This window comes from Pseudomonas sp. WJP1, from assembly GCF_028471945.1.
Classification (GTDB): domain Bacteria; phylum Pseudomonadota; class Gammaproteobacteria; order Pseudomonadales; family Pseudomonadaceae; genus Aquipseudomonas.
The window spans coordinates 5614140-5627304 of the sequence record NZ_CP110128.1 but is presented as its reverse complement, the minus strand read 5'-3'; the positions used below and the strand labels follow the sequence as shown (position 1 = coordinate 5627304).

Sequence of the window (13165 nt, the reverse complement as noted above, 5' to 3'; positions counted from 1 at the left end):
GGTCTCACGCCTTGGGCCTGAGACCTTGGTCCTTTGAGGTGACAGTTGGGAGGTGGCAGTCGTGACTGCAACACCCGTACCGTTTTTCACCCCATGGGCCGAAATACAGTAGCCATCCGCGCGCGCGGTTTTGGGCTTTGGAAATTACGTTTGGTTCAACCGGAAAGAGGCAATAAAAGCGCTTGAATTTGGTATCCGGTTTGTGTTTGGTTTTTCATGGAAAACCCTACATCTAGGGTTTTTTTTACGCTGGGCTACAAGATAATGCGTTTTGGGGGGTGATTGCAACGTACTACCTGTGGATAAACCTGTGCGTAAATTGTGTGTTGTGAACGGAATCGGCGTGCAGGCCGCGATGCTGCTGGACCCGGCTTTTTTTCATCGATTTTCAAGCCGCGAAAACACTCGAGCGGATTTTTAAGGGCGCGAACCCTATCACAAAAAACTCTGTTGTCCGAACGCATTTACCGGCTTGTGTTCTGCGTGGGCGACGTTTATACAATCGGTCAGCGTGTATGCAATTTATCCACCCCTATCATTACAAAAAGACGGGCGGATCCTTCCTTATAAGTGTTCTGGCAAGTAGAGGTCACCGGTGGAGCAAGAAGCCTGGCAGGTATTGATTGTGGAGGACGATCAACGTCTGGCCGAACTGACGCGCGATTACCTGCAAGCCAATGGCCTGCGCGTATCGATCGAAGGCAATGGTGCGCTGGCGGCGGCGCGCATCATCAAGGAACAACCGGACCTGGTGATTCTCGATCTGATGCTGCCAGGCGAAGATGGCCTGAGCATTTGCCGCAAGGTGCGTGACCGTTATGACGGCCCGATCCTGATGCTGACCGCACGCACCGACGACACCGACCAGATCCTCGGCCTGGACCTGGGCGCCGACGACTACGTGTGCAAACCGGTACGCCCGCGCTTGCTGCTGGCGCGCATCCAGGCATTACTGCGACGCAGTGAGACGCCGGAGGTGACCCCGGAGAAACAACGGCGCCTGCAATTCGGCCCGCTGGTGGTGGACAATGCGTTGCGCGAAGCCTGGCTGCACGATAACGGCATAGAACTGACCAGCGCCGAGTTCGACTTGCTCTGGCTGCTGGTGGCCAACGCCGGGCGCATCCTGTCCCGGGAAGAAATCTTCACCGCCTTGCGCGGCATTGGCTATGACGGCCAGGACCGCTCCATCGACGTGCGCATCTCGCGCATCCGTCCCAAGATCGGCGATGACCCGGACCATCCGCGACTGATCAAGACCGTGCGCAGCAAAGGCTACCTGTTTGTCCCCGAGGCCTGCGTAGACCCGACCCTGTGAATTCGATCTTCCTGCGGATTTACGGCGGCATGTGCGCCGCGCTGATACTGGTGGCGGTACTCGGTGTGCTGGCCTTGCACCTGCTCAACCAGGTGCGCGGAGAGCAATACCGCGAGCGGCTGGCCCACGGTACCTTTTCGTTGATGGCCGACAACCTGCAACCGATGAACCAGACCGAACGCCACCGGGCGTTGTTGGTGTGGGAGCGGCTGTTGGGGATTCCCCTGGCGCTGAAAACTTTCAACGAGACCGACCTCGACCTGACCCAGCGTACCCGCGTGCTGCGCGGCCAGGCGCTGGTGGAGCAGACCGGTCCGCATGCGGCGAAGGTTTACCGCCTGATTAGTGACAAGGAACAGCTCGTACTCACAGGTGAAGTGCAGCAGATCAGCGAGCAATTGGCCCGGGCAACGATTTACCTGTTGGCCGACGAACTGGTGCGTTACCCGGTGGGTGAGCAACCGGTGCGCCTGGCGCAATTAAAGCAAGACAAGGGCTTTGGTTTCGACTTGCGGCTGGTCACGGTGGAAGAAGCCGATATGGACGAAGACCAGAGCCGCCGAGTGTCCGAAGGGGACACGGTGATGGCGCTGGGCAAGGGCGGTGATTCGATCCGGGTGTTCGCTGGCATGGTCGGCACGCCGTGGGTGTTGGAAATCGGCCCGTTGTACCAGATGAATCCTTATCCGCCAGAGTGGCTGGTGCTGATTGCCGCACTGGGGTTGAGTCTGATCGGCCTGATCGTCTATCTGCTGGTACGGCAACTGGAGCGCCGCTTGCGCGGACTGGAATCGGCGGCTACGAGGATCGCCAAGGGCAGCCTGGAAACCCGTGTGCCGACGCGGGGCGCGGACTCGGTGGGGCGACTGGCATCGGCGTTCAACGGCATGGCCGAGCATCTGCAACAGCTGCTGGCCATTCAGCGCGAGCTGGTGCGTGCCGTGTCCCACGAATTGCGCACCCCGGTGGCGCGCCTGCGTTTTGGCCTGGAAATGATCGGCTCGGCCAAGACACCGCAAGCCCTGGAACAATACTGCGAAGGCATGGACCACGATATCGAGGACCTCGACCGCCTGGTCGACGAGATGCTGACTTACGCGCGGCTGGAGCAAGGCTCGCCGGCACTGAATTTTCAGCGTATCGATCTGGATGCCTTGGTCAATCAGGTGATCGAGGAGCTGGCACCCTTGCGCGCCGACGTCACGGTGCAGCGAGGACTGTGCCTGTCGGCCGCCGATTGCGACGACGCGTGGGTCGAGGCCGAGCCGCGCTACCTGCACCGGGCGCTGCAGAATCTGGTGAGCAATGCCATGCGCCATGCTCAATCGCGGGTCACCATCAGTTATCAGGTGGGGCAGCAGCGCTGTCGGGTGGATGTTGAAGATGACGGGCCGGGCGTACCGGAAATGGCCTGGGAGAAAATTTTCACGCCGTTCCTGCGACTCGACGACAGCCGCACCCGGGCCTCGGGCGGCCATGGGTTGGGATTGTCGATCGTGCGGCGGATCATCCATTGGCACGACGGCCGGGCGTTGATCGGCAGGAGCAAAAGCCTGGGCGGCGCGTGTTTCAGCTTGAGCTGGCCGAGGAATCAGGAGAAGCGGTGAGGGCCTGGCGGACAGTGGAAATCTTCAGGCCTTGATACTGACCAGACTCAACAACTGCCCATCCTTGACTCCGAACTGCGCCTGCAGCTCGGTGCCGTTGCGCCATTCGCCGGACAGGTCGGTCAGCAACCGCAACCGCACCTCACCTGACTCGGTCCACTCCAGCACCTCGGCGTGTTCAAAATAGAAACGTTTCCGCACGATCGGGTAGAGCGCCTTGAACAGGCTCTCTTTCACTGAAAAAGTCAGGGTTACCAGCAACGCCAGCTGATCGCGACGCCCGGCGGCCATGCGCTGTAGTTCCGGTGGGGTGAGGATTTCCCCGGCCAGGCGTTCGGCGCGATCGGCATTGAGCAGGTTTTCCATGTCCATCCCCAACCCGCGCCAATGGGTTTTGTTCGCGACGATCGCCGCGGCCCGACCGGTGCTATGAGTGATCGAACCGGTGATGTGCGCCGGCCAGACAGGCGCCCGATCATCGCCGATGGCCGGGCTGAAATTCAGGCCCTCCAGCTGTTGCAGGGCGGCGCGGGCGCAGATCCGCCCGGCGAGAAATTCGGCCTGGCGTTTGGCGACCGAGCGCTGAATGCTCGCTGGCGCCTCGATGGCGCTGCGCTGGAAGTCATCGCTGAGCAGGCGCGAAGTATCGAAGTGGGTACTCAACAGCACAGTATCGGGCAGCACCAACGGCAGAGGCCAATGGGCATCGAGGGGCGTGCAGCAGACGGGCAGGGCGGGGACGGAATTCATGTCGGGCATTTTGCCGGGTTGCCTTGATGCTGGGTAGCCCTGGCGTCCGATAGCGTTATCGAGCATCACAGGTGATTTGACTACCCGCGATGGCCAGCCCGCTGACGGCGAGCAAGAAGAGGGCGAAGAGCATGCGCATGGTCGGTCTCCTGCAAGAAAATCATCGAAACAGCTGGGTGGATATGGTTCAGCTCAGGTTAAGCGCCTGTTCAGGGGGAGTTCAGGGCGGCGTGGGTAATCTTGCCCTGTAGCCAAAACAACGCTAACTCTTGAGGAGCTTCACCCATGACTGGATTCAAAAAATTACTGCTGGCATTCACCGTCTTCGGCGCGAGCACCGCAGCGTTCGCTTCCAACGACAATTTCGCCAGCCTTACTTATGGGCAGACCAGCGACAAGATCAAAAAGTCCCACGCCTTGAACGATAACCTCGACCGTCCGAACGCCGACGGCGTGATTGGCAAGGACAACACCTGGGGCTTGCGTCTGGGCCAGCAAAACAGCCAGGGCCGCTACTACGCCACTTACGATAACGTGTCGGGTTCGCACAATGGCATTAAACTGCGTCAGGAGAACCTGCTGGGCAGCTACGATCTGTTCCATCCCTTGAGTGCTGGCACCAAGTTGTTCGGTGGCGCCTCGGCCGGGTTGACCAAAATGACCCAGGAATCGCCAGGCTTCAGTCGCGACACCAACATCGGTTACGCGATTGGCGCACAGGCAGGGATTCTGCAACAGGTTTCGCAAAACACTTCGGTTGAACTGGGGTACCGTTACCTGCGCAGCAACGCCAGCACCGAAATGAGCGAGCGAGGTGCTGGCAAACAGGGTTCGCTGAGCTTGACCAGCAGCGCACAGACCTACCTTTCAGCCAACTACGCTTTTTGAGAAGTGTGAATGACCGCCGTGCCGGATCAATCCTGGAGATTGATCCGGCACGGCCTGTCAGCCGGAGGTGCGTCGATCGTGCCTCTGGCGTATTTGATTTGCCTGGGAGAGGGAAATGAAACTGCTGGTCGTCGAGGATGAGGCGCTGTTGCGTCATCACCTGCAAACCCGCCTGACGGATAGCGGCCATGTGGTCGAGTCCGTGGCCAACGCCGTCGATGCGCTGTATCAGACAGAGCAGTTCAATCACGACCTGGCGGTAATCGATCTGGGGTTGCCAGGCATGGGCGGGCTGGATCTGATCCGTCAGTTGCGCTCGCAGGGCAAGACCTTTCCAATCCTGATCCTCACCGCGCGCGGCAACTGGCAGGACAAAGTGGAAGGCCTTGCTGCCGGTGCCGACGACTATGTGGTCAAGCCTTTCCAGTTCGAAGAGCTGGAAGCTCGGCTGAATGCCTTGTTACGTCGCTCTAGCGGGTTTACCCAGTCAACGATCGTTGCCGGGCCGCTGCTGCTGGACCTCAATCGCAAGCAGGCGTCCCTGGATGAGCAGCCACTGGCATTGACCGCGTATGAATACCGGATTCTCGAGTACTTGATGCGCCACCATCAGCAGGTGGTGCCCAAGGACCGTTTGATGGAGCAGCTTTATCCGGATGATGACGACCGCGATCCGAACGTGATCGAAGTGCTCGTCGGCCGTCTGCGTCGCAAACTCGAAGGTACGTCCGGCTTCAAGCCAATTGATACGGTGCGTGGCCTGGGCTATCTGTTCACTGAGCGTTGCACTTGATCGGTTCTCTTCGCGTTCGCCTGATGCTCGCCGCCACGATCCTGGCGGTCTTGTTCATGCTGGCATTGCTGCCGGCGATGCAGGGAGCGTTCAGCCTGGCGCTGCAGGATGCCATCGAGCAGCGACTGGCGTCGGACGTCACCACGTTGATCTCTGCCGCACGGGTCGAGAACAACCGCTTGCAGATGCCGGAACAGTTACCCGATGAGCGCTTCAACCTGGCCGACGGCAATTTGCTCGGTTACATCTACAGCCGCGAAGGCCAATTGGTGTGGCGCTCGAAAGACACTTTGGACGAGAACATCAATTACACGCCGCGTTACGACGGGCGCGGTAATGAATTCGCCAGGATTCGCCAGGACAATGGCCGGGAATTCTTCGTCTATGACGTCGAGGTCAAACTGCTCGGCGGCAAAAGTGCGGCGTTCAGCTTCGTCGCGTTGCAACCGGCGCATGAGTACGATTCCACGCTCAGCGGCCTGCGGGACAACCTGTACCTGGGATTCGGCGCGGCGTTGCTGGTACTTCTGGCATTACTGTGGGTCGGCTTGACCTGGGGGTTGCAGGCATTGCGCCGGTTGAGCCAGGAGCTGGACGAGATCGAAAGCGGAACCCGCGAAAGCCTGAGCGAACAACACCCGCGTGAACTGCTGCGCCTGACCGGCTCCCTCAACCGCCTGCTGCACAGCGAGCGTGAACAGCGTAGCCGTTACCGCGATTCCCTCGACGACCTGGCCCATAGCCTGAAAACCCCATTGGCGGTATTGCAAGGGGTAAGCGAAGGCATGGCGCAACGCCCTGAGGACCGGGATCAGGCCTGGGTGCTGCAGACCCAGATCGAGCGCATGAGCCAGCAGATCAGTTACCAATTGCAACGCGCCAGCCTGCGTAAAAGCGGCCTGGTGCGCCATCAGGTACGTCTGCAACCGGTGTTGCAGAGCCTTTGCGACACACTGGACAAGGTCTATCGCGACAAACGGGTGCAGGTTAGTTTCGATTTGCCGGAGCAGTGCCGGGTCCCTATCGAGCAGGGCGCCTTGCTGGAAATGTTGGGCAATCTGCTGGAGAACGCTTATCGACTGTGCCTGAGCGAAGTGCGCATCAGCGTGCGTACCCTGAATGGTATCGAGATATGCGTGGAAGACGATGGACCAGGCGTCCCGCTCGATCAGCGCACGCGAATCCTGCAGCGCGGTGAACGCCTGGACCGCCAGCATCCGGGGCAGGGTATTGGCCTGGCGGTGGTCAAGGACATCATCGAAAGCTATAGCGCAAAACTGACCCTGGGAGACTCGCCCCTGGGCGGTGCGGCCTTCCGTATTCAGTTTCCGCTGGTGTGAGCTTGAACTCAGTGTTCCCGGGCCCGATAGGCCCCAGGCGTCAGTCCAGTCCACTTCTTGAACGCCCGGTGAAACGCCGATGGCTCGGAAAACCCCAATTGCTCGGCGATCTGTTGCAAGGGCAAGTCGTTGCGGCCGAGGTGATAAATGGCGATGTCGCGGCGTAGTTGGTCCTTCAGTTCCTGAAAACTGGTGTTTTCTTCACGCAGATGCCGGCGCAGCGTCTGTGGGCTGATATGCAGGTGTGCTGCCACGGCCTCCAGGTCCGGCCAGGGTGAGCGGTCGCGGCTGAGCAAGCGTCGCAACTGGCTGCTCAGGCTGTGGCCTTCATCCGGGCGCGATAACAGATCGGCAGGCGAGCGTTCAAGGAACTGCTTGAGCGTGCGCTCGTCCTGCAGCAGTGGCATGTTCAGGTAGCGGCCGTGAAACAGCAGGCTGCTCTGTTGCGTCGAAAACTCGAGCGGGCACGAGAACAGCAACTCGTATTCGGCGCCATGTTCCGGTCGCGGGTAGCTGAACGTGGCATGTTCCAGTCGAATACGCTGGCCGATCAACCAGCTGGCGAAGCGATGCCAGATCACCAATAGACTCTCGGTGAGGAAATGTTCCGGGTCCCAGAGCTGCGAATCGTCCAGGCTCAGTCTTATCATTTCGTCTTCGCGCGCCAGCGTCAGACGCGGGGCGTCCGGGAATAGGCTATAAAACATTAATCCGCGATGCAGTGCCTTATCCAGATTGCGGCAATGGATCACGGCATGACACATCATCGCGAAGCTGCCTGGCTTGCTGGCGCCCTGCCCGAAGCCCAGGTACTCATCGTCCAGTGCCAGCCACAGCGCCTGGATCAGGCGGGTGAATTGCTCTGGAGGGATGCGCGCCCGAGGCTCTTCAAGCAACTCGGGGCTGATCCCCAATTGCTGCAACAGTCTCGAATAATCGTAGCCACGCCGTTGTGCCCCACCGAGGACGGCACGGGCGAAATGACTGGCGATGGTGCGTTCGCGCATAGCAGGCAAGTCCTTCCATTGAACGACGGATGGTAGCCGTGCTTCGTACCCATGAACAAGGCGGATATCCGCCAGATTACCGGGGTGTGATTTGACGAGAGGGCGGAAATCCGCCATTGCGCAAACGTCTCGCGGTGATCCGGAAAAATCTGCAGCCCTTGATGTCAGAAGGCTTGCAGGCTTTTCCTACAAGGTGGCACGGGCTTTGCGATAGAACCAGCAGATGCCTGCCGTCGCGCAGCTCGAAAAAACAAATCCCTCCAGTGCAGGAGGGTTCGCCATTGGGTGAGGTGGGCAACAGTTGGATGTTGTCGCCGCGCACTCTTGAGGAACTTTGCAATGACGACTCGTCAGCCACTGTACAAATCCCTGTATTTCCAGGTGATCGTTGCAATTGTCATCGGTATCTTGCTCGGTCACTACTATCCACAGCTCGGTGTGGCCGTAAAACCGCTGGGTGACGGGTTCATCAAACTGATCAAGATGATCATCGCGCCGATCATCTTCTGCACCGTCGTCAGCGGTATCGCTGGCATGCAGGACATGAAATCGGTCGGCAAGACCGGTGGCTACGCATTGCTGTATTTCGAAATCGTTTCGACCATCGCGCTGCTGGTCGGCCTGGTGGTGGTCAACATCGTCCAGCCGGGCGCCGGCATGCACATCGACGTGTCCACACTGGATGCCTCCAAAGTGGCTGCCTATGTCTCGGCCGGTGCTGATCAAAGCGTCGTCGGCTTCCTGCTCAACGTGATCCCGTCCACCATCGTCGGTGCGTTCGCCACTGGTGACATTCTGCAAGTGCTGATGTTCTCGGTGATCTTCGGTTTCGCCTTGCATCGCCTGGGTGCCTACGGCAAGCCACTGCTGGACTTCATCGATCGTTTCGCCCACGTGATGTTCAACATCATCAACATGATCATGAAGCTCGCACCAATCGGTGCCTTCGGTGCCATGGCTTTCACCATCGGTGCCTACGGTGTTGGCTCGCTGGTGCAACTGGGCCAGTTGATGGCCTGCTTCTACATCACCTGCCTGCTGTTCATCCTGATCGTGCTGGGCGGTATCGCTCGCGCCCACGGCTTCAGCGTGTTGAAACTGATCCGCTACATCCGCGAAGAACTGCTGATCGTGCTGGGTACTTCCTCTTCGGAGTCGGTGCTGCCACGCATGCTGATCAAGATGGAGCGTTTGGGTGCGCAGAAGTCCGTGGTTGGCCTGGTGATCCCGACCGGCTACTCGTTCAACCTCGACGGTACCGCGATCTACCTGACCATGGCGGCCGTGTTCATTGCCCAAGCGACTGACACCCACATGGACATCACGCACCAGATCACCTTGCTGGTGGTGTTGCTGCTGTCTTCCAAAGGCGCTGCAGGTGTGACCGGTTCGGGCTTCATCGTACTGGCGGCGACCCTGTCCGCCGTAGGCCACCTGCCGGTTGCCGGCCTGGCGCTGATCCTGGGTATCGACCGTTTCATGTCCGAAGCCCGTGCACTGACCAACCTGGTCGGTAACGCCGTTGCCACCATCGTCGTGGCCAAGTGGGTCAAGGAACTGGACACCGACGTGCTGCAAGCGGAGCTGGCGTCTGGCGGTCGCGGCATTGCCGATGAGCCTAAGGACGATGTCCTGGGTCACGCCGAAGTGGCAACCACGACTAGCGCCAAGTAAGTCTGGTCGTCATGAAAAACCCGCTTCGGCGGGTTTTTTCTTGCCCGGATCTGAGCGCAACGGTCATTGCATGTGGCGCATAAGGTGATTGCTGCAAAGCGCTTGGCTGCCTAGGCTGGGGCATCATCCAGGGAGAACGCTCATGCTCGGTCCATTGGCATCACTCAAGGTTCTGGACTTCTCGACATTGCTGCCGGGGCCGTTCGCTTCGCTATTGCTGGCGGACATGGGCGCCGAGGTGTTGCGCATCGAATCGCCGGCCCGCATGGATCTGCTACGCGTGCTGCCGCCGCACGACCAAGGCGTATCGGCCAGCCATGCCTACCTCAATCGCAACAAACGCAGCCTGGCCCTGGACCTCAAGCAGCCCGAAGCGCTGGAGGTGATCAGGCAATTGTTGCAGGACTACGACATTGTGCTGGAGCAGTTCCGTCCCGGCGTCATGGAGCGTTTGGGCCTGGGTTATGAAGCGCTGAAGGCGATCAATCCGAAGCTGATTTATGTCTCGATCACCGGTTATGGCCAGACCGGCCCCTACAAGGACCGCGCCGGTCATGACATCAATTACCTGGCGCTGGCCGGGCTTTCGAGCTACAGCGGTCGCGCCGACAGTGGGCCGCTGCCGTTGGGCATGCAGGTGGCAGACATTGCCGGTGGCTCGTTGCACGGGGTGATCGGCCTGCTGGCCGCTGTCATCGCTCGACAGCAAACCGGGCAGGGCCAGCACCTGGACGTGAGCATGACCGATTGCGCATTCAGCCTGAACGCCATGGCGGGTGCCGGGTACCTGGCCTGTGGTGTCGAACCGGGTCGGGAAGACCAGATGCTCAATGGCGGCAGCTTCTATGACTATTACCGTTCCCGGGATGGGCGCTGGCTGTCGGTGGGCAGCCTGGAGCCGGGGTTCATGAACCAGTTGTGTGCGGCGCTGGGGTTGGAGGAGTGGGCGAGCCTGGGGTTATCCGGGCAACCTGCACAGCAACGCAAGCTCAAGGATGCGTTGAAGACTGAGTTCGAAAAGCATGACTTTGCCGATCTGTGCACGCTGTTCGCCGAGCTTGATGCTTGCGTAGAGCCGGTCTTGAGCCTGGGTGAGGCAGTGCGGCATCCGCAGTTGCAGGCGCGGGAGCTGGTGACGCAAGTACCGCGGGGCGATGGTTCGAGTCAGGCGCAGATGGCTTGTCCGTTGAAGTTTTCAGGCGGGTTGCCGCAGCCCAGGCATATTGGCGCGGCGCTGGGGCAGCATACGGATCAGGTGCTGGGGGAGTTGGGGTTCAGCGTTGAGCGGATCGCAGAGTTGCGGTTCGCGAAGGTAATTCTCTAGCGTCTGATAGATCGCCTTCGCCAGCAGGCTGGCGAAAAGGTCGACCCAGGCACCACAAATCCGACTTACTCAACCCGCATCTCGCCGCTGAACACCAACGTGTTGCGACAGCGCCGACACAAATACCGCCGCCCCTGCCGCACCAAACCATGACGTTGCGCCGAGAACGGGAAATCACTGTCGGCGCACGGGCACTTGTAGATGTAGCGGGTCACGCTGCGGCGCTTGACGTCGTAGGTGTGGCAGCGGTTGGGGGGCAATTCGTACACGCCGCGCATGATCAGTTGCCACTCTTCGCCATGGGGCTGGATGCGGTCACCGAACAGTTGATGGGCGATCAGGTGCGCGACCTCGTGGGCGACGGTCTGCTTGAGGAAATCTTCGGTGTTTTCACGGTACAACTGCGGATTGAAGCGCAGCAGGTTCTCGTGCAGGTGTGCGACACCGGCTTTCTGCCCACGCAGCTTGAAACTCACCACGGGACGTTTGAACGGTCGTTTGAAAAAGGCTTCGGCTTGTTGGAAACAGTCTTCGACGCGGGTATTGAGTTGCTCGGGCATGCTTGATGGATCTCCAGAGCAGTCGAGTATGCCGCAAGCCTGGGGCCTTGCGAATCTGCGAGGTGCCGAATGGTCTTCGGCGCTCTTTGTGCCTGGGCATTAAAAGGCCGCCTTGCGGCGGCCTGTGTCGGCAGATCTGATTTTTTTGTGGTGAGTTGCTAATTGGTATAGACCGGCCCCACGCCGAGTCCCCAGACAATCACGGTGAACGCCATGATGGCTACCAGCACCACCAGGCCTACGGCGAGCACCGAACTTGAAAACAGAAAGCCCTCGTCAGATGGTATGTTCATGAAGGTTGGCAGGCCCACATACAGCAGGTACACCGTGTAGCAGATGGCCGCCGTGCCGACGACCATCCCCAGCCACAAGTGGGGGTACAAGGCCGCGAGGCCGCCGATGAACAGCGGCGTAGCGGTATAGGTTGCGAACGCAATGCAGCGTGCGAGGCTCGGATTGGCGTCATAGGTGCGGGCCATCCAGTGGATGAATGCACCCATTACGGCCACTCCGCCGAGCATCGCCAGGTACGACATGACGGTCATCCATAGTGCGCTTTCCACGGTCAGCATCACCGGCGGGCGATTGCCGATGACCCAGCCCACCTGCGTGGTCCCGATGAAAGCCGATACCGCAGGTATCGCCGCCAGGATCAGCGTATGGGTCAGGTACATGTGGCTGATACTTTCTTCCTGATCGCCACGAATCTCTTTCCATTCTTGGTCAGGGTGGGTGAAGAGCCCCACTACGTGATGGATCATGCCAGTCACTCCTCTTGTTTTTACCGTCGCCCCCCAGTGGAGCGCCTACGGGCCAACGAGGCCAAGTAAGTAGTAGGTCTGTATGTGATTCGACCTTATGTCGCAGTATAGGAAGGTCTTAACCCTACAGGGGGTAGGGCTTAGAGCAAATTGCGCTGTAAAGCGCCGGGGTAATCGCTGTTGTGTCTGTAGGGCGCGCGATCCGTCGGGGCACTTCGTTCCTGAAGGGTTTTTGCGTAAAATGCCGGCCTTTCGTCACACCTCACGGATTTCGCGTCATGGGCACTCTTACGGTCAACCAGAACAAACTGCAAAAGCGCCTTCGCCGACAGGCCGGTGAGGCGGTCGCCGATTTCAACATGATTGAAGACGGTGACAAGGTCATGGTCTGCCTGTCCGGCGGCAAGGACAGCTACACCATGCTTGATGTGCTGATGCACTTGCAGAAGGTCGCGCCGATCAAGTTCGAGATCGTGGCCGTGAACATGGACCAGAAGCAACCGGGTTTCCCCGAGCATGTGCTGCCGGCCTACCTCAAGGAGCTGGGCATCGAGTACCACATCGTCGAGAAAGACACCTACTCGGTGGTCAAGGAGCTGATTCCGGAAGGCAAGACCACCTGTTCCCTGTGCTCGCGCCTGCGTCGTGGCACGCTCTACACCTTCGCCGACGAGATCGGCGCGACCAAGATGGCACTAGGCCATCACCGCGACGACATTGTCGAGACGTTCTTCCTGAACATGTTCTTCAACGGTTCGCTCAAGGCCATGCCGCCGAAGTTGCGTGCCGATGACGGTCGCAACGTGGTGATCCGCCCCCTGGCCTACTGCAACGAAAAAGACATCCAGGCCTACTCGGACCTCAAGCAATTCCCGATCATCCCTTGCAACCTCTGTGGCTCCCAGGAAAACCTGCAGCGCCAGGTGGTCAAGGACATGCTGCAGGATTGGGAGCGCAAGACCCCGGGTCGTACCGAAAGCATTTTCCGCAGCCTGCAGAACGTGATCCCGTCGCAATTGGCGGACCGCAACCTGTTCGACTTCACCAGCCTGAAGATCGACGAATCCGCCGCTTCGCGTTTCGTTAACGTGGTCAACCTTTAAACACCATCGCTGTGGGGGCCAGCCTGCTGGTTCCCACAGG

12 protein-coding genes are annotated in these 13165 nt (G+C 59.6%); 8 read left to right on the top strand and 4 right to left on the bottom strand.

Going from position 1 to position 13165, the window contains the following annotated elements:
• Window positions 1–595: 595 nt before the first annotated feature.
• Both OH720_RS25235 and OH720_RS25230 read left to right on the top strand, forming a co-directional pair.
• On the top strand, window positions 596–1318 hold the full coding sequence (locus tag OH720_RS25235; RefSeq protein ID WP_008054783.1) for a winged helix-turn-helix domain-containing protein: 723 nt from the start codon (window positions 596–598) through the stop codon (window positions 1316–1318).
• Window positions 1315–2925, top strand: a complete 1611-nt coding sequence (locus OH720_RS25230) for an ATP-binding protein (protein WP_272603325.1) — start codon at window positions 1315–1317, stop codon at window positions 2923–2925. The genes OH720_RS25235 and OH720_RS25230 overlap by 4 nt, the downstream gene beginning before the upstream one ends.
• Window positions 2926–2949: 24 nt before the next feature.
• On the opposite strand, the gene OH720_RS25225 is transcribed toward OH720_RS25230, so the two are convergent.
• Window positions 2950–3675 (bottom strand): 4'-phosphopantetheinyl transferase family protein, encoded by a 726-nt coding sequence (locus OH720_RS25225; protein WP_272603324.1) that lies wholly within the window; start codon window positions 3673–3675, stop codon window positions 2950–2952.
• 285 nt (window positions 3676–3960) lie between these two features.
• Here OH720_RS25225 and OH720_RS25220 point away from each other — a divergent pair, with 285 nt between their 5' ends.
• The 3 genes from OH720_RS25220 to OH720_RS25210 all read left to right on the top strand — a co-directional run bounded on the left by OH720_RS25220 (window position 3961) and on the right by OH720_RS25210 (window position 6696).
• Window positions 3961–4563: a hypothetical protein gene (locus OH720_RS25220; protein WP_272603323.1), complete on the top strand. Its 603-nt coding sequence runs from the start codon at window positions 3961–3963 to the stop codon at window positions 4561–4563.
• A 115-nt stretch (window positions 4564–4678) separates the two neighbouring features.
• Window positions 4679–5356: a response regulator gene (locus OH720_RS25215; protein ID WP_272603322.1), complete on the top strand. Its 678-nt coding sequence runs from the start codon at window positions 4679–4681 to the stop codon at window positions 5354–5356.
• Window positions 5353–6696 (top strand): ATP-binding protein, encoded by a 1344-nt coding sequence (locus OH720_RS25210; protein WP_272603321.1) that lies wholly within the window; start codon window positions 5353–5355, stop codon window positions 6694–6696. Before OH720_RS25215 ends, OH720_RS25210 begins: the two co-directional genes overlap by 4 nt.
• 8 nt (window positions 6697–6704) lie before the next feature.
• Here OH720_RS25210 and OH720_RS25205 read toward each other — a convergent pair whose 3' ends face one another.
• Entirely contained in the window at window positions 6705–7703 is a 999-nt protein-coding gene (locus OH720_RS25205; RefSeq protein WP_272603320.1) for an AraC family transcriptional regulator, read from the bottom strand.
• A gap of 339 nt (window positions 7704–8042) precedes the next feature.
• Between OH720_RS25205 and OH720_RS25200 the strand changes: the two genes are divergently transcribed.
• Window positions 8043–9377, top strand: a complete 1335-nt coding sequence (locus tag OH720_RS25200) for a dicarboxylate/amino acid:cation symporter (protein WP_272603319.1) — start codon at window positions 8043–8045, stop codon at window positions 9375–9377.
• 142 nt (window positions 9378–9519) lie between these two features.
• The gene (locus OH720_RS25195) at window positions 9520–10701 is read left to right on the top strand and encodes a CaiB/BaiF CoA transferase family protein (RefSeq protein ID WP_272603318.1); all 1182 of its coding nucleotides are present in this window, start codon (window positions 9520–9522) and stop codon (window positions 10699–10701) included.
• Window positions 10702–10766: 65 nt separating this feature from the next.
• On the opposite strand, the gene OH720_RS25190 is transcribed toward OH720_RS25195, so the two are convergent.
• Window positions 10767–11261, bottom strand: a complete 495-nt coding sequence (locus OH720_RS25190; protein WP_008054813.1) for a SprT family zinc-dependent metalloprotease — start codon at window positions 11259–11261, stop codon at window positions 10767–10769.
• Between the two features lie 158 nt (window positions 11262–11419).
• Window positions 11420–12022, bottom strand: a complete 603-nt coding sequence (locus tag OH720_RS25185) for a Yip1 family protein (protein ID WP_008054814.1) — start codon at window positions 12020–12022, stop codon at window positions 11420–11422.
• Window positions 12023–12300: 278 nt separating this feature from the next.
• Here OH720_RS25185 and ttcA point away from each other — a divergent pair, with 278 nt between their 5' ends.
• The gene (ttcA, locus tag OH720_RS25180; protein WP_007946825.1) at window positions 12301–13125 is read left to right on the top strand and encodes a tRNA 2-thiocytidine(32) synthetase TtcA; all 825 of its coding nucleotides are present in this window, start codon (window positions 12301–12303) and stop codon (window positions 13123–13125) included.
• Window positions 13126–13165: the final 40 nt, after the last annotated feature.